This window comes from Aquibium microcysteis, from assembly GCF_014495845.1.
GTDB classification, from domain to species: Bacteria; Pseudomonadota; Alphaproteobacteria; order Rhizobiales; family Rhizobiaceae; genus Aquibium; species Aquibium microcysteis.
In genome coordinates, this window is the sequence record NZ_CP061080.1 from 4,128,017 (window position 1) to 4,145,798 (window position 17,782).

Annotated in this window: 24 protein-coding genes; 18 read left to right on the forward strand and 6 right to left on the reverse strand. The window is 67.7% G+C overall.

Going from position 1 to position 17,782, the window contains the following annotated elements; all coding sequences use genetic code 11:
- Window positions 1-119: 119 nt before the first annotated feature.
- From IAI54_RS19295 to IAI54_RS19310, 4 genes are all read left to right on the forward strand, one after another.
- Complete coding sequence (locus tag IAI54_RS19295) at window positions 120-782, forward strand: YggS family pyridoxal phosphate-dependent enzyme (RefSeq protein ID WP_187968731.1); 663 nt, start codon at window positions 120-122, stop codon at window positions 780-782.
- A 37-nt stretch (window positions 783-819) separates the two neighbouring features.
- Complete coding sequence (locus tag IAI54_RS19300; protein WP_210321151.1) at window positions 820-1,287, forward strand: GNAT family N-acetyltransferase; 468 nt, start codon at window positions 820-822, stop codon at window positions 1,285-1,287.
- A gap of 187 nt (window positions 1,288-1,474) precedes the next feature.
- Window positions 1,475-1,729 carry a type II toxin-antitoxin system Phd/YefM family antitoxin gene (locus tag IAI54_RS19305; RefSeq protein WP_187968733.1) on the forward strand — a complete coding sequence of 85 codons (255 nt, stop codon included), beginning with the start codon at window positions 1,475-1,477 and terminating at the stop codon, window positions 1,727-1,729.
- Window positions 1,730-1,732: 3 nt separating this feature from the next.
- The gene (locus tag IAI54_RS19310) at window positions 1,733-2,140 is read left to right on the forward strand and encodes a type II toxin-antitoxin system VapC family toxin (RefSeq protein WP_187968734.1); all 408 of its coding nucleotides are present in this window, start codon (window positions 1,733-1,735) and stop codon (window positions 2,138-2,140) included.
- An 88-nt stretch (window positions 2,141-2,228) separates the two neighbouring features.
- Here the strand turns inward: IAI54_RS19310 and IAI54_RS19315 are convergent, their stop codons facing one another.
- Window positions 2,229-2,501: an usg protein gene (locus IAI54_RS19315; protein ID WP_187968735.1), complete on the reverse strand. Its 273-nt coding sequence runs from the start codon at window positions 2,499-2,501 to the stop codon at window positions 2,229-2,231.
- A gap of 315 nt (window positions 2,502-2,816) precedes the next feature.
- Here IAI54_RS19315 and acs point away from each other — a divergent pair, with 315 nt between their 5' ends.
- Entirely contained in the window at window positions 2,817-4,772 is a 1,956-nt protein-coding gene (gene acs, locus IAI54_RS19320; RefSeq protein WP_187968736.1) for an acetate--CoA ligase, read from the forward strand.
- Window positions 4,773-5,078: 306 nt separating this feature from the next.
- On the opposite strand, the gene IAI54_RS19325 is transcribed toward acs, so the two are convergent.
- Entirely contained in the window at window positions 5,079-5,378 is a 300-nt protein-coding gene (locus IAI54_RS19325) for an excalibur calcium-binding domain-containing protein (RefSeq protein WP_187968737.1), read from the reverse strand.
- 410 nt (window positions 5,379-5,788) lie between these two features.
- On the opposite strand from IAI54_RS19325, the gene IAI54_RS19330 reads away from it, so the two are divergent.
- The 7 genes from IAI54_RS19330 (at window position 5,789) to leuC (ending at window position 10,737) form a co-directional block, all read left to right on the forward strand.
- Window positions 5,789-6,586: a transporter substrate-binding domain-containing protein gene (locus IAI54_RS19330; RefSeq protein WP_187968738.1), complete on the forward strand. Its 798-nt coding sequence runs from the start codon at window positions 5,789-5,791 to the stop codon at window positions 6,584-6,586.
- Window positions 6,587-6,638: 52 nt separating this feature from the next.
- Window positions 6,639-7,454 (forward strand): amino acid ABC transporter permease, encoded by an 816-nt coding sequence (locus IAI54_RS19335; RefSeq protein ID WP_187968739.1) that lies wholly within the window; start codon window positions 6,639-6,641, stop codon window positions 7,452-7,454.
- A gap of 10 nt (window positions 7,455-7,464) precedes the next feature.
- Window positions 7,465-8,091, forward strand: a complete 627-nt coding sequence (locus IAI54_RS19340; RefSeq protein ID WP_187968740.1) for a class I SAM-dependent DNA methyltransferase — start codon at window positions 7,465-7,467, stop codon at window positions 8,089-8,091.
- 106 nt (window positions 8,092-8,197) lie between these two features.
- Window positions 8,198-8,491 carry a putative quinol monooxygenase gene (locus IAI54_RS19345; protein WP_187968741.1) on the forward strand — a complete coding sequence of 98 codons (294 nt, stop codon included), beginning with the start codon at window positions 8,198-8,200 and terminating at the stop codon, window positions 8,489-8,491.
- A 57-nt stretch (window positions 8,492-8,548) separates the two neighbouring features.
- Complete coding sequence (locus IAI54_RS19350) at window positions 8,549-9,094, forward strand: MgtC/SapB family protein (RefSeq protein WP_235679106.1); 546 nt, start codon at window positions 8,549-8,551, stop codon at window positions 9,092-9,094.
- Window positions 9,095-9,147: 53 nt separating this feature from the next.
- On the forward strand, window positions 9,148-9,270 hold the full coding sequence (locus IAI54_RS29170) for a hypothetical protein (RefSeq protein ID WP_275403582.1): 123 nt from the start codon (window positions 9,148-9,150) through the stop codon (window positions 9,268-9,270).
- A gap of 57 nt (window positions 9,271-9,327) precedes the next feature.
- Window positions 9,328-10,737: a 3-isopropylmalate dehydratase large subunit gene (leuC, locus tag IAI54_RS19355; protein WP_187968743.1), complete on the forward strand. Its 1,410-nt coding sequence runs from the start codon at window positions 9,328-9,330 to the stop codon at window positions 10,735-10,737.
- 22 nt (window positions 10,738-10,759) lie between these two features.
- Here leuC and IAI54_RS19360 read toward each other — a convergent pair whose 3' ends face one another.
- The gene (locus IAI54_RS19360; RefSeq protein WP_187968744.1) at window positions 10,760-11,362 is read right to left on the reverse strand and encodes a hypothetical protein; all 603 of its coding nucleotides are present in this window, start codon (window positions 11,360-11,362) and stop codon (window positions 10,760-10,762) included.
- 75 nt (window positions 11,363-11,437) lie between these two features.
- On the opposite strand from IAI54_RS19360, the gene IAI54_RS19365 reads away from it, so the two are divergent.
- The 3 genes from IAI54_RS19365 to IAI54_RS19375 all read left to right on the forward strand — a co-directional run bounded on the left by IAI54_RS19365 (window position 11,438) and on the right by IAI54_RS19375 (window position 13,508).
- Window positions 11,438-11,980 (forward strand): DUF2975 domain-containing protein, encoded by a 543-nt coding sequence (locus tag IAI54_RS19365; RefSeq protein WP_187968745.1) that lies wholly within the window; start codon window positions 11,438-11,440, stop codon window positions 11,978-11,980.
- A 2-nt stretch (window positions 11,981-11,982) separates the two neighbouring features.
- The gene (locus tag IAI54_RS19370) at window positions 11,983-12,192 is read left to right on the forward strand and encodes a helix-turn-helix domain-containing protein (protein ID WP_187973245.1); all 210 of its coding nucleotides are present in this window, start codon (window positions 11,983-11,985) and stop codon (window positions 12,190-12,192) included.
- 122 nt (window positions 12,193-12,314) lie between these two features.
- On the forward strand, window positions 12,315-13,508 hold the full coding sequence (locus IAI54_RS19375) for a GGDEF domain-containing protein (protein ID WP_187968746.1): 1,194 nt from the start codon (window positions 12,315-12,317) through the stop codon (window positions 13,506-13,508).
- A 7-nt stretch (window positions 13,509-13,515) separates the two neighbouring features.
- On the opposite strand, the gene IAI54_RS19380 is transcribed toward IAI54_RS19375, so the two are convergent.
- From IAI54_RS19380 to IAI54_RS19390, 3 genes are all read right to left on the reverse strand, one after another.
- Window positions 13,516-14,373: a COG3904 family protein gene (locus IAI54_RS19380; protein WP_235679107.1), complete on the reverse strand. Its 858-nt coding sequence runs from the start codon at window positions 14,371-14,373 to the stop codon at window positions 13,516-13,518.
- The gene (locus IAI54_RS19385) at window positions 14,370-15,689 is read right to left on the reverse strand and encodes a hypothetical protein (RefSeq protein ID WP_187968747.1); all 1,320 of its coding nucleotides are present in this window, start codon (window positions 15,687-15,689) and stop codon (window positions 14,370-14,372) included. Before IAI54_RS19385 ends, IAI54_RS19380 begins: the two co-directional genes overlap by 4 nt.
- A gap of 73 nt (window positions 15,690-15,762) precedes the next feature.
- Window positions 15,763-16,143, reverse strand: coding sequence for a hypothetical protein (locus IAI54_RS19390; protein WP_187968748.1), 381 nt, complete (start codon window positions 16,141-16,143; stop codon window positions 15,763-15,765).
- 132 nt (window positions 16,144-16,275) lie between these two features.
- On the opposite strand from IAI54_RS19390, the gene IAI54_RS19395 reads away from it, so the two are divergent.
- From IAI54_RS19395 to sdhD, 3 genes are all read left to right on the forward strand, one after another.
- Window positions 16,276-16,749: a GNAT family N-acetyltransferase gene (locus IAI54_RS19395; RefSeq protein ID WP_187968749.1), complete on the forward strand. Its 474-nt coding sequence runs from the start codon at window positions 16,276-16,278 to the stop codon at window positions 16,747-16,749.
- Window positions 16,750-16,979: 230 nt separating this feature from the next.
- On the forward strand, window positions 16,980-17,393 hold the full coding sequence (gene sdhC / locus IAI54_RS19400) for a succinate dehydrogenase, cytochrome b556 subunit (RefSeq protein WP_187968750.1): 414 nt from the start codon (window positions 16,980-16,982) through the stop codon (window positions 17,391-17,393).
- Between the two features lie 12 nt (window positions 17,394-17,405).
- Window positions 17,406-17,780: a succinate dehydrogenase, hydrophobic membrane anchor protein gene (sdhD, locus tag IAI54_RS19405; protein ID WP_420838232.1), complete on the forward strand. Its 375-nt coding sequence runs from the start codon at window positions 17,406-17,408 to the stop codon at window positions 17,778-17,780.
- Window positions 17,781-17,782 lie beyond the last annotated feature (2 nt).

Consider the following 17,782-nt stretch of genomic DNA (forward strand, 5'->3'; position numbering starts at 1 on the left):
GATCTGCCGGCATTTCGGAACGATCGCTGGCGCGACACGTCGGAACGGCTCCAGACCTTCTGCTCGCAGCGGATTCCCGGGACAGGCCCGGGAATGACGGCGCCTGGGAGGACGGACGAATGACCGACAGCGTGACAAATCTCGACGCAATCCGCCGACGCATCGCGGCCGCGGAGGCGCAGGCCGGCCGGCCGGCGGGTGCCGTGACGCTCGTTGCCGTCTCCAAGACCTTCGACGCCGACGCGATCCGCCCCGTGATCGGCGCCGGCCAGCGCGTCTTCGGCGAGAACCGCGTGCAGGAGGCGCGGGCCAAGTGGCCTGGTCTCAAGGCGGACTGGCCCGACATCGAGCTGCACCTGATCGGGCCGCTGCAATCCAACAAGGCCATGGAGGCGGTGGCGCTGTTCGACGTGATCGAGACGGTCGACCGCGAGAAGATCGCCGGCGCCATCGCCGCCGAAATGCGGGCGCAGGGGCGAAAGCCCAAGCTCTACGTCCAGGTCAACACCGGGCTGGAAGAGCAGAAGGCTGGCATCGACCCCCGCGAGGCAGTGGCCTTCGTGGAACGCTGCCGCTCCGTCCATGGACTGGCCGTCGAAGGCCTGATGGCGATCCCGCCCGCCGACGAGAACCCGGGCCCGCATTTCGCGCTCTTGGAGAAGCTCGCACGGCAGGCAGGGCTGGAGAAGCTCTCGATGGGCATGTCCGGCGACTTCGAGACGGCGGTGGCCTTCGGCGCGACCAGCGTCAGGGTCGGCAGCGCGATCTTCGGGGGGCGGTGAAGCGAATGGACCAACCCAGAGACCGTTCATGATGATCATGCGACCGCCGCTGGACATCGATATCGAGCCGCTGACGGATCTTTGGCATTCCGGCTGGCTCGACGGTCACGAAGCCATCGTTCCTGCGGCGCTGGCGAGGTTGCGCACGCGCCGGAACTTCCGGGACCGGCTGCTCGCGCGGTGGGACTGCCTTCGTCTTGCCGGGCCGGCCGGAGCGCCGCTGGGATTCCACCTCGTCGTGGCGGACGAACTCAACCAGTTCTACGTTTCGGCAACGGCGCGGGGCACCGGGCTCGCCTCGGCGATGATGGCGGATGCCGAGAGCGGTTTTCGGGCCGCGGGCATTCGCCGCGCGTGGCTTTCCTGTTCGATCGGCAACGAGCGCGCCGCCCGTTTCTATACGAAAATGGGATGGGTCAGGACCGGCGAGGAGACCATCGCCTGTGAAACGTCCGAGGGCGCTTTGCCGCTGGACGTCTGGCGTTACGAGCGCGTTCTCGACTGATCCCGCGTGCGGCGCGGGCCCGGATCTGGAACTCCGTGCCGGACGAACACCCCGTTGACATGACGCCATCCGTTCTGCGCGACCCGGGTGAGGGTCGGTGGCGCGATCTTCGGCGGACGGCAGTCGAATTGCGGCAGGGACCTGCAGGGCCTATATACTGGCCAGTCCGCAAGCCAAGAGTACTCTCGTGGATTGGCACCTGCAGGACGCCAAGAACAATTTCTCGAAGGTGGTCCGCCTGGCGCGCAGCGAGGGGCCACAGACGGTGACGTTGCGTGGCGAACGCGCAGCGGTGGTCCTTTCAATCGACGAATACGAGCGGCTGATCGCCAAGATCCCTCCGCTGGGCGAGTTTCTCCTTTCGGGACCTGTCTGGGACGACGAACTCGTCGAGGAGGTCAATCGCCGCAACACGTCCACGGCGCGCGACATCGACGTCTGATCGATGTTTCTCCTGGACACAAATGTCGTGTCGGCAGCCCGCAAGCGGGACCCGTTCGTGTCGCGATGGATCGCGGGACAGGAGCCGGATTCGCTCTGGTTGAGCGTCGTCTCCCTGGGCGAAATTACCAGGGGCGTTGAAATGAAGCGCCGACACGACCCTGCAGCGGCACGACATCTGTCGAACTGGCTGGCGCGAATTCAGCTGGACTACACCAACCGCATCTTCGACAACGACCGCCGGGTTGCAGCCGAATGGGGCGTTCTCGACGCGATACGGACGAGAAACACCGCCGACGGCCTCATCGCGGCGACTGCCATCGTCCACGGCTGCGCCGTCGTGACCCGCAACGTCGCCGATTTCGCGGACCTCGAGCTCGATGTGATCGATCCCTGGATGTCGATCGGCTAGCCGGGCTCGCCGATCGCGACCGCGCTCCGCGCACGCCACCCGCCATCACCGTCGGCACGCGAGCCCATCGTCGTGCTCGCAAACGCCCTCAATGCACCACGAACTCCCCCTTGACGTTGCGCCACTCGTTCGGTGCGACCAGGCGCCTGTGGGTGTAGCTGATCGAGTGCAGCGGGCCTTCCAGTTTCTGGCGCCAGAACTCGATGAAGCCGATCAGCGCCGGGAACTTCGGCGCGAGGTCGTAGTCCTGCCAGATGTAGGTCTGCAGCAGGTGCGGGTGATCGGGCATGTGGTAGAGGATCTGGGCCGTCGTCAGGCCGTAGCCCGACAGCATCAGTTCCATTTCAGAAGCGTTGCGCATGGCGATCCTTCCGTCGTTGACCTCTGCTCGATGCGTGAAATTGTGCGCCGCAATGCTTAATCGTCTATTGAAATTTCCGTGATCAGGGAATAGATAGCCCTGTAGATTCAATCTGTTAGCAGCACATGATTCCGGCTGCTGACACGGCGCGGCCCCCGCCCGGCTGGCGCGTGCATCCTTAACGGCACCCAATCCAAGGTCTAATGTTGTGGTGCGGGGCGAATTGTTAATAATGCCCGCGAAACGCCGCGCTTCGAGGCGGCACCGGCCACCCCGCGGGTTCGGCCGGACGGGTGCAGCCGGGAGGGAGAACGCATGTCCGAAACCGTCCACAAGGTCCAGCCGGCCTGGAAGAAGAACGCGCTCATCGACGATGCAACATACCGGAAGTGGTACAGGGAGAGCATCGAGAACCCGGAGGCGTTCTGGGACGAGCACGGCAAGCGCATCGACTGGTTCAAGCCCTACACCAGGGTCAAGAACACGCGGTTCGACGGCAAGGTGTCCATCCGGTGGTACGAGGACGGGCAGACCAACGTCTCCACCAACTGCATCGACCGGCACCTGGAGACCCGCGGCGACCAGGTGGCGATCATCTGGGAAGGCGACAATCCCTACGACGACAGGAAGATCACCTACCGCCAGCTCCACGAGCACGTCTGCCGGCTGGCCAACGTGATGAAGGCGAACGGCGTCAGGAAGGGCGACCGCGTCACCATCTACATGCCGATGATCCCGGAAGCGGCCTATGCGATGCTGGCCTGCGCGCGCATCGGCGCCATCCACTCGATCGTCTTCGGCGGCTTCTCGCCCGACGCCCTGGCCGGCCGCATCGTCGATTGCCAGTCGACCTTCGTCATCACCGCCGACGAGGGCCTGCGCGGCGGCAAGACGATCCCGCTGAAGGAAAACACCGACAAGGCGATCCAGATCGCCGGCCGCGATGGCGTGGTGGTGAAGAAGGTGGTCGTCGTGCGCCGCACGGCCGGCAAGATCAGCTGGTTCGACGGCCGCGACATCTGGTACCATGAGGCGACGGCCGCAGCGAAGGCGGACTGCAAACCCGAGAAGATGAAGGCGGAGGATCCGCTGTTCATCCTCTACACGTCGGGGTCCACCGGCAAGCCGAAGGGCGTGCTGCACACCACCGGCGGCTATCTCGTCTATGCATCGATGACGCATCAATACGTCTTCGACTACCGCGAGGGGGACATCTACTGGTGCACGGCCGACGTCGGCTGGGTGACCGGCCATTCCTACATCGTCTACGGGCCGCTGGCCAACGGCGCCACGACGCTGATGTTCGAGGGCGTGCCGAACTACCCGAGCGTGTCGCGCTTCTGGGAGGTCGTCGACAAGCACCAGGTCAACATCTTCTACACCGCCCCCACCGCCATCCGCTCGCTGATGGGCGCCGGTGACGCCGCGGTGACGAAGACCTCGCGCAAGTCGCTGCGGGTGCTGGGCTCGGTCGGCGAGCCGATCAACCCGGAAGCCTGGGAATGGTACTACAACGTGGTCGGCGAAAAGCGCTGCCCGATCGTCGACACCTGGTGGCAGACCGAGACCGGCGGGATCCTGATCACGCCGCTGCCGGGCGCGACGAACCTGAAGCCCGGCTCGGCCACCCGCCCCTTCTTCGGCGTCAAGCCGCAGCTGGTCGACAACGAGGGCAAGGTGCTGGAGGGCGCCGCCGACGGCAATCTCTGCATCACCGATTCCTGGCCGGGCCAGATGCGCACGGTCTACGGCGACCACGAGCGCTTCATCCAGACCTATTTCTCGACCTACAAGGGCAAGTACTTCACCGGCGACGGCTGCCGGCGCGACGCGGACGGCTACTACTGGATCACCGGCCGCGTCGACGACGTCATCAACGTGTCGGGCCACCGCATGGGCACCGCCGAGGTGGAATCGGCCCTCGTCAGCCACGACAAGGTGTCGGAGGCCGCCGTCGTCGGCTATCCGCACGACCTCAAGGGCCAGGGCATCTACTGCTACGTGACGCTGATGGCAGGCGTCGAGCCGACCGACGACCTGCGCAAGGAACTCGTCGCCCACGTCCGCCGCGAGATCGGCCCGATCGCCTCCCCCGACAAGATCCAGTTCTCGCCCGGCCTGCCCAAGACCCGCTCCGGGAAGATCATGCGCCGCATCCTGCGCAAGATCGCCGAGGACGATTTCGGCGCACTCGGCGACACCTCGACGCTCGCCGATCCGGGCGTGGTCGACGACCTGATCGAGAAGCGGCAGAACAAGAAGAAGGGGTGAGGGCGTCCGCGGAATCGCGCGTGGGACAAGCGACTTAGGCCAGGCGGAACCAGGTCAACGATCCTGCGGATTGTAGCGCCTTCACTCTACGGCGCCCCCTCTGGCCTTCCGGCCATCTCCCCCACGAGGGGGGAGATCAATCGCTCAGCCGCCTTTGCCAATCGCAAGCAGCGAGAGACGAGCGCGCACGCCGAAGCTGCCGATCTCCCCCCTCGTGGGGGAGATGGCCGGCAGGCCGGAGGGGGGCGCGACCGAGCGCGAGGGCATTGCGACCGAGGCGACGGGCGATCGCTTGCCAGCGACTGCTCAGCAGTCGATCTCTGCGCGGATCGCGTCGACCTGTTCCTTCGTCCGGCAGACGTTCTCGCAGGGAATGCCGTCACCGTCCCCGTCCGCGCGACGATAGCCGCCGCACCGGAGCCGCACCGCCTCCTCGCAGGTGGACACCTGCTTGCAGCTGCGCGCGGCGGCGGGTGTGGAGAGCGGCGGCAGGTCACCAAGGTCTCCGTTTGCGGCGGGAAGCGCGAGAGCGAAAGGCGTGGAGAGCGCGACGGACAGCGTGGCGGCAGCAAGGACGTGCAGGCTGCGAACAAGTGAAGATTGCATGAACATCTTCTAATTCTACCATCGCGGACTCCTCTCGGAAACCCGGCGACGAAAGACCGGACCGCCCCTTGCCATCGCCGCATTCGCACCCCACACTCTCCTCCGTGTCCAACCAACTGAAAGGAGGTGATCCGATGTCGAGTGGTTTCGTTTTCCAGAGCGTGGCTCCGGCGGATTGCCTTTTCGGGAAGCAGCCTTCCTGACGAGCGTATGATGCGCGGCCGGTGACGACACGTCATCGCCACGAGCCGCGCCACGGACGGAAACACGGGGGCCGCCTTCAACGGGCGGCCCTTTTCCTTGGGTGGCGGAGCTGAATGCGCCCCCGTCTTGCAAGCCCCGCCGCGCCCGCTACAGTCGGCTTCGAAGCGGCCGGTCCGGTCGCGCCCGATCCCGACAGGAGACGCAAGATGCCTGGCTTCAAGACCTTCCTCTGCGCCGCGTTCGCCACCGTCGCGGCTGCCGTCGCCGCACAGGCTGAGACCCTGCCCGACCTCGGCGGACGCGAGGTCGTCATCGTCACCGAGAACGCCTATCCGCCGCTGCAGTTCGTCGATCCCAAGACCGGCGAGCAGATCGGCTGGGAATACGACGCCATGAACGAACTGGGTTCGCGGCTGAACTTCACGCCGGTCTACCGCAACACCTCCTGGGACGCGATGATCCAGGCCGTTTCCGACGGCCAGTACGACCTCGGCATGACCGGCATCACCATCCGCGATGACCGCAAGGAGAAGGTCGATTTCTCCGACGCCTACATGCGCTCGGAGATGTTCATGCTGGTGCGCGGCGACGAGACCCGCTTCGCCGATGCCAAGGAGTTCGCCGCCCTGGAGAGCGGTCTGGTCGGCGCGCAGCCGGGCACCACGCCCTTCTACGTCGCCGTCTACGACGTGCTCGACGGCAACGAGGCCAACCCGCGCATCAAGCTGTTCGAGACCTTCGGCGCCACCGTCCAGGCCCTGCGCGCGGGCGACGTCGACGTGGTGCTGACCGACGGCACCGCCGGCATGGGCTATGTCGAGGCGTCCGGCGGCGCGCTGAAGCTGGTCGGCCAGGCGCTCGGAACCGAGGATTTCGGCTTCATCTTCCCGAAGGGCTCCGACCTCGTCGCACCGATCAACGCCGGCATTGCGGCGCTGAAGGCGGACGGCACGCTCGACACGCTGAACAAGAAGTGGTTCCTCGACTACAAGATGGGTCAGTGAAGCGGCACGCCGGACCCGCGCCGTCGAAGGCAGCGGCCTGGGGGCGCCCGGCATGAGCGCCGCGCCGACCCGCGACACCGGCGCCGATTTCCCGTGGTGGCTGGTCGCCGCAGGGATCATCGCAGCGGCCGCCGCCGCGGCCATCGCCGCGAACGATCTCCACGCTCAGGTCTTCTCGGTGGTCGCCAGGGGCATCGGCATCACCGTCTTCGTCACCGTCGTCGCCTTCGCGCTCGCCTCGCTGCTCGGGCTAGGCCTTGCGCTGATGGCGCTGTCGGCCTCGAGGGTGCTGCGGCAGGTGGCGCGGTTCTACGTCGAGATCATCCGCGGCGTACCGATCCTGGTGCTGCTGTTCTGGATCGCCTTCGCCGGCGCGCCGGCCCTGGTGGCGGCCTGGAACGTCGTCGCCGCGCCGCTGCACGCCGCCGGCCTCGGCGAGCCGCTGATGGTGCGCGACCTGTCGCTGCTCTGGCGGGCGATCATCGCGCTGACGATCGCCTATTCCGCCTTCCTCGCGGAGATCTTCCGCGCCGGCCTGCAGTCGGTCGACATCGGCCAGATCGAGGCGGCCAAGGCGCTGGGCCTCGGCCGCTACCGGCGCTTCCGCCACGTGGTCGGCCCGCAGGCCTTCCGCACCATCCTGCCGCCCTACGGCAACGACTTCGTCGCCATGGTGAAGGACTCCTCGCTCGTCTCCGTGCTCGGCGTCGCCGACATCACCCAGATGGGCAAGATCTACGCCTCCGGTTCCTTCCGCTTCTTCGAGACCTATTCCATCGTCGCCTACGTCTATCTGATCCTCACCGTCGGCCTGTCGCTGGCGCTGCGGGCTCTGGAGCGGCGGCTGCGGCGGAACACGCAGGCCTGACGGAGACGAGATGCCCCACCCGACCGCCCTCGACCGCGTCTATGCCGCGACCACGCCGGACGAACTCGCCGACGCCTATGCAGCCTGGGCGGCGGACTACGACCGCGACACCGCCGCGAGCGGCTACTGCCTTCCCTTCCTGATCCCGGCCTGGCTGGCGCGGCACCTGCCGGCGGGCGCGGGCCCGGTGCTCGACGCCGGCTGCGGCACCGGGCTGACCGGCCCCTGCCTGCGGGCGCTCGGCTACGACACGGTCGAAGGCCTCGACATGTCGCCGGACATGCTGGCCGTCGCGCGGGGCCGCGGCGCCTATGGCGTGCTGAAAAAGGGCATGCTCGGCGAGACGCTGCCCTGGCCCGACGACCACTTCGCCGCCTTCGTGTCGGCCGGTGTCTTCACCGCGGGGCATGCGCCCGCGGCCGGCCTGCGCGAACTCGTACGCATCACCCGGCCGGGCGGCTTCGCCGTGTTCACGGTGCGCGACGTGCTGCTCGGCAAGGCCGGCTTCCGGGCCGTCTTCGACGAACTGGCCGCGGCCGGACGCTGGCGCCCGGTGGAGGAGAGCCCGCCCTTCCGCGCCTTCGCCATCGCCGAGCCCGAGGTGCTGGTGCAGAGCTTCGTCTTCGAGGTGCTGTAGCCGGCGACCCGCGAGAGCGGGGGAGGACGCGGCGGCAGCGGGGCGGGGGATTTCCCCGGCGCCGCCGACGTGCTTGATGAACCTGAAACGACACGCGGGAACAACCATGATCACCTTGACCGCCATCATCCGCTGCAAGCCGGGATCGCAGGACAGCGTACGCGCGGCGCTCGCCGCCGTCGGCGATTTCGCACGGGAGAACGAGCCCGGCACGATCTCCTTCTTCGTCACCGAGGGCGAGGCGGGCGGCGTCTTCGTCACCCACGAGCGCTTTCTCGATCGCGCCGCGATGGAGACCCACAATGCCGGTGCCGGCTCGAAGGGCTTCTTCGCCGCCACCGAAGGCCTGATCGACGGCGTGGAGGTGGTGATCGGCCGCGAGATCGTCCCGGCGGGGTGAGCGGACGGGAACCCGCCACGTTGTGCGGCGTTCATGGCCATCACTGCGGGGACTCACGTGGAACAGCTGCTGGAGGACATCGGCCATCACACCCATATCCCGTTTCCGGTGATCGCCGGGCGGCTGGCGCTGGCGACCCTGCTCGGCGCCATCGTCGGTCTTGAACGGGAATGGCGCCAGCGTCCGGCCGGCCTGCGCACCCACATCCTCGTCTGCCTCGCGGCAGCCCTGGTCGCGATCCTCACGATCGAGATCGCCCATGTCTCCTATTTCGATGCGGACCGGATGCGCCTCGATCCGCTCCGTGCCATCGAGGCGGTCACATCGGGCATCGCCTTTCTCGCGGCGGGGCTGATCGTCTTCGCACGCGGCGAGGTGCAGGGCCTGACGACCGGCGCCGGCATGTGGCTGGCGGGCGCGATCGGGCTGTGCTGCGGGCTCGGCTTCTGGGGCATCGCCGTCTTCACCACGGTTCTGGCCGTCCTCGTGCTGTCGCTGCTGCGCACCGTCGAACGCCGGCTGTCGCTGAAGGCGGAGCGGGAGCGCGACGCGCGGGCGCACGCGGCGCAGTCCGGCGCGGCGGATGGTCCGGCCGGCCCCTGAGCCGGCGATCTGGCCGATTGCCGGGCCGGCGAAAGCTTGGTAATGACCCGGTCATGGAAGCACTCTTCGGCGACCCGGCCTACAAGCGGTTCGTCCTGCAGGACCGCAAGCGCCTGCCGGCGCGCTTCTTCGCGCGCATGACCGGCACGCCCAACGCGCGCCTCGCCTGCGCCTGACGTCTCCGGGCCCCTGCCCTTCGCTTCTTCCAGACGCATTCCACGAAAGCGACCATCATGACCGCACCCCGCACACTTTACGACAAGATCTTCGACGATCACGTCGTCGACCGCCAGGAAGACGGTACCTGCCTGCTCTACATCGACCGTCACCTCGTCCACGAAGTGACCAGCCCGCAGGCCTTCGAGGGCCTGCGCATGGCCGCCCGCAAGGTCCGCCATCCCGAGAAGACGCTCGCCGTCGTCGATCACAACGTGCCGACCTCGCCCGACCGCAAGCAGGGCATCAAGAACGAGGAAAGCCGCATCCAGGTCGAGGCGCTGGCGCAGAACGCCGCCGATTTCGGCATCGAATATTATGATGCCGCCGACCTGCGCCAGGGCATCGTCCACATCATCGGCCCCGAGCAGGGCTTCACCCTGCCCGGCATGACGATCGTCTGCGGCGACAGCCACACCTCCACGCACGGCGCCTTCGGCGCGCTGGCGCACGGCATCGGCACGTCGGAGGTGGAGCACGTGCTGGCCACTCAGACGCTGATCCAGAAGAAGGCCAAGAACATGCTGGTGCGCGTCGACGGGCAGCTGCCCGAAGGCGTCACCGCCAAGGACATCATCCTGGCCATCATCGGCGAGATCGGCACCGCCGGCGGCACCGGCTACGTCATCGAATATGCCGGCGAGGCGATCCGCGCGCTGTCGATGGAAGGCCGCATGACCATCTGCAACATGTCGATCGAGGGCGGCGCCCGCGCCGGCCTGATCGCGCCGGACGAGACCACCTATGCCTACATCAAGGGCCGCCCGAAGGCCCCGACCGGCGAGGCCTGGGACAGGGCGATGGCCTACTGGCAGACGCTGAAGTCCGACGAGGGCGCGCATTTCGACAAGGTGATCGTGCTCGACGCCGCCAAGCTGCCGCCCATCGTCACCTGGGGTTCCTCGCCCGAGGACGTGGTCTCCGTCACCGGCGTCGTGCCGAACCCGGACGAGATCGCCGACGAGAACAAGCGCAACTCCAAGCGCCGCGCGCTCGAATACATGGGCCTGACGCCCGGCACGAAGATGACCGACGTCGAGATCGACCGCGTCTTCATCGGCTCCTGCACCAACGGCCGCATCGAGGACCTGCGTGCCGCCGCCAAGGTCGCCGAGGGCCGCAAGGTGCATCCCCGCGTCGACGCCATGATCGTTCCGGGCTCCGGCCTCGTGAAGGCGCAGGCCGAGGCGGAAGGCCTCGACCGCATCTTCAGGGAGGCCGGCTTCGACTGGCGCGAGCCGGGCTGCTCGATGTGCCTGGCCATGAACGACGACCGCCTGAAGCCCGGCGAACGCTGCGCCTCCACCTCGAACCGCAATTTCGAGGGTCGCCAGGGCTTCAAGGGCCGCACCCATCTCGTGTCGCCGGCCATGGCCGCGGCAGCGGCGATCGAAGGCCGCTTCGTCGACATTCGCGAGTGGAAGTAGCAGCAGATGCCCGGACGCCGGTTCAGCCGGCGTCCGGGCAAGGCGGCAGGTGGTCGAGCGGGACGCCCTCCAGCGCCTTCATCAATGGCTGTTCGCGCGTCAGCGGGAAGAACGGCCGCCCCTCGTCCGTCCGCATGAACGTCGCCAGCCGAGCGCTCTCCGCATCCAGCTCCCCGTCGCGACATCCGCCTGAGACGCCGATCGCCAGTGTTCCGCGCCCCCTCGGCTCGGCCCTGGCCTTGTAGGCCCGAACGCGCGCCTGGATGGCGGCGAGCCGTGCTCGGTCCTCCTTCGCCACGCTGGCCACATGCACGCGCTCCCGCCGTTCCGGCTCGACGGGAATGCCGGCCACATCCGCACCTTCGACGATCGCCAGACGCAAGGTCTCGTCGAAAGCCTCCGCCGGATCGTCGGCGGCCAGCGCGATCCGCAGGCTGACGTCGCCCGTCCGGAGGCGCAGCGCCCGCGTGGAACGGACAGCGACCGCAAGCGCTGCCGGGTCGGCGGAGAATGGATCGAACCCTGCGAGATTGACGGCCGCCCCCGGCGACAGGGAGCTGCAGCCGGAGAGCCACGCGGCCATGGCGCCGAGGATGAGGGTTGGAAGCGGGACGAGGCGCATCATTGTCGAATCCTTCATGCTGGACAAGATTGTTTTATTGTTTTACGTTAATTCCGTGTTGTCAAACAGGAGTTCGCTATGTCCTACGATTTCGAGAAGGCGCGCCGGCTGAGCAGGATCATGAGCGTCGTCACCGCATTCGGCGGCATCGCCGTTGCGGGGACGGGTCTCGCTTTTGCCGCCATCGCCGCTTTCGACCCCGAATGGTTCGGCCGGATCGTGTCCCGCCAGATCGCGCAGGACCTGCCCGTCACGCCGTCAGCCTCGGCGGTGGTTCTCGCGCTGACCGGCGTGCAGCTCGCCATCCTGCTCGCCGCGCTCTATTGCCTGTGGCGGATGTTCGACGTCTTCGCCGCCGACGAGCCCCTGTCGCCGCGCGCGGCGCTCTGGATGCGCCGGGCCGGAGGAATCTTCCTGTTCAGCGTGGCATCCGGGCTCCTGATCCGCACCGGGGTGATCGCCGCCTTGACCATGGCGAACCCGTCAGGCCAGCGCATGATCGCGATCTCCGTCGGCTCGCCGGATCTGCTCGCGGTGCTGATGGCCGGCGTCCTGCTGATGGTCGGGCACATCCTGACGACCGCGGCGGAAATCCAGGACGACAACCGGACCTTCGTGTGACGATGCCGATCGTCGTCAATCTCGACGTCATGCTGGCGAAGCGGAAGATGCGGTCGAGGGAACTGGCCGAACGCATCGGCATCACCGAGCAGAACGTATCGCTCCTCAAGTCGGGCAAGGTGCGGGGTGTCCGCTTCGAGACCCTCGAACGGATCTGCGAAGCGCTGGATTGCCAGCCGGGAGACATCCTGGAGTACCGCACGGACGCCTGAAACACGGCGTTCCGTCGTCACGTGGGCTTGGGGAAAGCGGGGCATTCCCGGGATCGGCTTAACCTCTTCTTCGCTTCGATGCCCTATGCAGCGGCGATCTCGAAAGGGTCGGACGAGCGGGCGTGACTGGATACATCCTGGCAATCAACCTGGTGGTCGCCGGCCTCTTCGCCGGCGCATTCGCCTGGCTGGCATCCTACCCGCGGGCGCGCGCGGCCGCCCGCTGGATTGCCGCCGCCTACCTGCTCGGATCCGTCAACTTCATGATCGAGTGGCTGGTGCCGGTGTTCGACAGGCCCCGCGTCGTCGTCTTCGCCGCCTTCGCCACGTCGCTCGCCGGGCTCGCGCTGCTCGCCTTCGGGATCGCGCGGCGATACGGCCGCCCGCTGCCGGTCCGGGCCGTGGCCGCGATCCTCCTGTCCGGCTATGCGCTCAATCTCGTCATCTTCGACATGCCGCGCCAGTCGATCCTGCGCATGGGGCTCTACCAGGCGCCCTATGCAGCGATCCTGGCGCTGGCCGCATGGCAGGTCTTCCCGGCCGCCGAACGCAGGCGGATGGACGCCCTGCTGGCCTGGCTGATCGCGGCGTCTTCGGCGCATTTTCTCTCGAAGCCCGCGCTCGCCTCGATCTTCGGAAGCGGCGCGACGCCACAGGACTACATCCACACCATCTACGGCGTCATCTCGCAGTCGATGGGCGCGATGTTCATGGTCGGGCTGGGCCTGATGCTGTTCGCGGTGCTGGTCAGCGACATCCTGTCCGATGCGACGACCAAGTCCGAGACCGATCCGCTGACGGGTCTCCTGAACCGGCGAGGCTTCGAGGCACGCGCGCGGCTGGTCGGTCCGCTCGTCGGCCGGACCGGCATTCCAGCCTCGATCGTCATCTGCGACCTCGACCACTTCAAGTCGATCAACGACAGTTTCGGCCACGCGGCCGGCGACAGGGTCATTGCCGCCTTCGCGGTGCATCTGTCGGCAGCGATGGCCGACGATCACGTCGCCGGACGCATCGGCGGCGAGGAATTCGCCGTCATCCTGCCCGGCGCGAATGCTGCGGCCGCAAGGCTCTTCGCCGAGTCGATCCGCACGACGTTCTCCGAAGCGGGCGTAGAGGGCCTCCCTTCCGGCGTCCACCCCACCGCAAGCTTCGGCGTCGCCGAGCTTCGCCAGGGCGATACCATGTCGACCATGCTGAAACGGGCAGACCACGCCTTGTATCGGGCGAAGGCCGAGGGCCGCGACTGCGTCCGCGTGGCTTCGCCGGACGAGACCGGGGACGTCGCAAGTCGCCGCATGGCACGCGGCGGCTGAGCAGCGTCTACCGCTTCGCCGCCATCTTCGTATCGCCGCCAGCGAGCCGGTAGTCCTGCATCTCCTGGACGGACAGATAGTACAGCGAGCGCGGCGGCGTATCCAGCGCATGCAGCCACAGCGCCGGATCGACGCCCATGTCCGACAGGTGCCTCGAGATCCGCGCGGTCGTGGCCTGGGCATCCGACATCGCCTGCGCCGCCTCGGCCGGTTCGTCGCTGACCGAGTAGAACTGGTGAACGCCCACCGCCGCCTTGACGCTGATCGATCGGGCGGTTCCGCCCGCCAGGACCAGCGGACAGGACGAGGCGCAGAGCGCGCCGTCCTCCACCGCGGTGGCGATGCCCTTCTCGCGGATCAGGCGTGCCATTCCGATGGCGTCGTCGAGCGAGCCGCCCGGCGAATCCAGCGCCACGACCCGCACATACTCCCCGCGCGCCTCGATCTCCTCCTCGAAGCGCGTCCTTGCGCCCATGTCGATGTAGCCGCGCGCCGTCAGCACCCCGCCCGGCTCGAGCGTGAACTGCATGGGCGCGCGCAGCACCTCCTCGTCGGCCGTAACGTGATCGCGCGGATCCGTGGTGCCCGACGCCGCACCGCTGCCGCGGTCGTGCACCGCCGGCGGCAGGACCGCCGGCGCGGCAAGGTGCTGGCCAGGCATGGTCGAGGGCGCGGAGCGCGCGTGGATCAGGTCGTGCATGTCGAAGCCAAGCACGCCGAACGTGCCGACGAGCAGCCCGCCGAACGCCCAGCGGATGACCTCTCCCTCGTCGAAACGGCTAAAATAGCGCGCCAGCAGTCCGGGCTTGCGCTCCGGACCTGCCTCCGCCGGCCGTTCCTGCTGCATCTGTTCCAGGACGCTCATGGGTCGTGCCTCTTTCGTTCGGACAAGGCGATGGGCGTGACGTTCTCGGCGGTCGCGGGTCGCGGCGGGACGGGAGGATTGGCGTCGGCCGCCGGCACGTCGCCGCCCTGTCCGGGCCGGAGCTGCCTGCGCGCCATCAGCGCATCGTGCAGTTCGATCGATCGGAACATGTCCGACGCGGTGATGCGATCGGCGTCGACCATCCGCTCCTCGCCGCGCCGGATGACGCCCTGGACGATGCTCATGATCCCGATCAGGACGCCCGGCAGGAGGTCGATCGAGATCGCGCCGGCCCAGCTCGGGATGAAGTCCCCGGCATAGCGCAGAACGGCCTCCGCCGACGACAGCGGCACGTAGCGCCGCTCGGCCACCTTCGGCTGCACGAGGATCTCGGCGGCAGCGTCGGACAGCGCCTTGGACTGCGAATCGACCGACGTCCGGATGGTCGCCATCACCTGGTCCTGCCGGCCCGCCAGGTCGGGCGACATGCCGTCCGCCACCGGCGCGATGAAGCCGCCGGAGAGATCGGCTGCCGCACGGGCGACGGAGGGGGCGATGGACGTCTGCTGGAGCGAAGAGACGACGCCGGCGAGCGCCACCGCCTGTTCGGCGAAGCGGTCCGACCGCGGCGCGATCGCACCGGGCTCGGATACCAGGCCGCGCATCGCGGCGAGATGCTCCTGACCCTCGCGGAAGAGCGTCCCGACCAGCTCCTGCGAGCCGCGGATGTTGGCCTCGAGCTCGCGCATCTGGGCGCTCATCTGGGTGAGCAGCTGGACGACGCTGCCTGCGCCAGACGTGCCGGTCAGCGCGCCGGAGCTGCGCTCCTCGTCGGCCAGCCGCGCGAAGCGTTCGCCCGCGCGCTGGATGTCCGGCAGGAGCGACAGCGCGCCGAGGGCGTTGCCGTGCGCCTGTTCGAGATCGGCGGTATAGCCTTCGAGCGTCTCGGCGAGATGCTGCTCGACCGCGGCCGAACCGGCCAGCGCGGCAGCGTTCAGCCAGGACGACATCGCCACGATCATCACCGACCCGACGGCCATCACCGCGAACATCGCCAGCCGTGACGCGCCGTCGCGCATCTCCGGCAGGAACCGCATCAGGTAGCTCCAGAATCCGTACATCCCGACCGAAACGGCCGCCGAATAGACGATCGCCGCGAAGAAGACGATCGCGGCCGACCCGTCGAGCAGGCTGCGAACGCCGAGATAGGTATAGACACCCGACGCCAGCGCGAGCGTGGCCAGCACGAAACGCGTCATCGTCTCCAGCGAGGCGGCGTGGTCCTTGAGGCGGCGGGCAGTGACGGCTTCGCTCATGCGCGCTGCGGTGCTTCCGTTGATGTTTCGTTAACCTTCTCCTGCCGGAGAAGGCGCGACGAAGGTGTTCAAATCAGGGCCTGGCGCAGGGATGCTCGAGCACCGGCACCACGTCGTCCGGCAGTCCGTACATGTAGGAGCGACCATGCAGCAGCACGCCCTGCGAACGGCAGCGCCGCACCGCCCGGTGCCCCTCGGACGGATCGAGGTAAACCACCTCCGGCTGGCCGCCACGCGTGTAGTCGGCGAGTTCCTGCGCCAGATGCCCCTGCCCCACGACGATCCGCTTGTAGCCGGACGGACTGTAGATGATGAGGTTGCCGAAACTGTCGGCGTGCACCCGGTCGTGGTAGCCGCCCGCCGCGGCCGACCCGGCGATGGTCATGGCCGACAGCACCAGCGCGGCCCGGGCCGCGCGCGCTGCGCTGACTGAAAGACTGCTCTGCGTCGTCATGGCTCGTCCCTTCGGTTCGCGTCGAGCCCCCTCGGCTGCAAACTTAACGCTTTCTTAACCCAAGTCACGCCGAGACGTGCCACCTCGCGCGGGCCAATTGACAGACATGGTTAATATCCTCAAAGGAACCGCATGACAGACACGCCCCCCGCCCAGCCCGCCATCGACATCGCCCAGCTGCGCCTGAAGGACGCGCTCGACTTCGCGCCGCTGCTCGCGGCCTATGCCCAGGCGCTGAAGCGCGGCGCGCCGCGGCGCCCGGACCAGTACTACGCCGAGACCCTGCTGCAGGACCGCACCGCGGAGGTGATCGGCGCGCGCATCGACGGCCGGCTCGTCGGCTTCGCCATCTTCACCGACCAGCCGGAACCCGTGTCGGGCATGCGCTGCGGCGCCTGCGATCACATCTACGTGCACCACGAGCACCGCAACAAGGGCATCGCCAAGGCCATGGTCGACGTGCTGGCCGACCAGGCGGAGGAACGTGGCTGGACCAAGCTGATCCTCAACGCCCCGCGTCAGCCGGAGGACGGTCGCAAGCTCTATGAGCAGATCGCCGCGCCGGCCGACTGGACGAGCTTCGTCATCCGCTTCGACGGCAAGTAGCCGGCTGCACGCGTGGTGGCAGTCGTCAGGGACCGGTCGCACCATGCGTTACCGGAAGCGGGCACGACTTCAATCGATTGAAGCACTTGCCGTCGTCTCAACCGCACTAAATGGCAGGTTACAGAGGTGTTTGCGGCTTTGACGCGCTGCAAAAACCGCACTAGAAAGCGCCATCAAAGGGCCGTGGGGCAGCAGGAACGCAAGCCTCCGGCCCTCGTCCTGGGGAAGCCATGAGCAACTCGACAGCCACCCGTCCCGGCATGAAGCCACGCCCGCTCTCGCCGCATCTGCAGATCTACCGGTTCACCCCGACCATGGCGATGTCGATCGTGCATCGCATCACCGGCGTCGCGCTCTACGGCGGCACGCTGCTGGTGGCCTGGTGGCTGGTCGCCGCCTCGACGTCGGAGAGCGCCTTCGCCACCGCCGCGGCGGTGATGGGCTCGTGGTTCGGCATCCTGGTGCTGATCGGCTTCACATGGGCCCTGTTCCACCACCTGCTCGGCGGCATCCGGCACCTGATCTGGGACACCGGCCGCGGCATGGAGAAGCACAGCTCGTCGCAGATGGCGATCGCCACGCTGGTCGCTTCCGTGGCGCTGACCGTGCTTCTGTGGATCGTCATCCTGTTCGTGGGAGCCTGAGCGATGGTCGACATGCAGACCCCCCTCCGCAAGGTTCGCGGCCTCGGCGCCGCCGGACACGGTACGGCCGAGTTCTGGCGCAACCGGGTTACGTCGGTCGCCCTGATCCCGCTCAGCCTCTATGCGGTCTGGCTCGTGGTGTCGCTGCTCGGAGCGAGCCTTGCGGAAACCCGCGCCACGCTCGCTCATCCGGTCGTGGCGATCCTGCTCGTCCTCTTCATCGTCATCAGCCTCGACCACATGCGCCTGGGCATGGTCGAGATCATCGACGACTACATTCACCAGGAAGGCGCCAAGCTGGCGTGCCTGATGCTCAACATCTTCTTCACCATCCTCGTCGGCGGGGCCTGCGTGTTCTCCCTGCTCAAGATCGCGTTCGGAGGCTGACC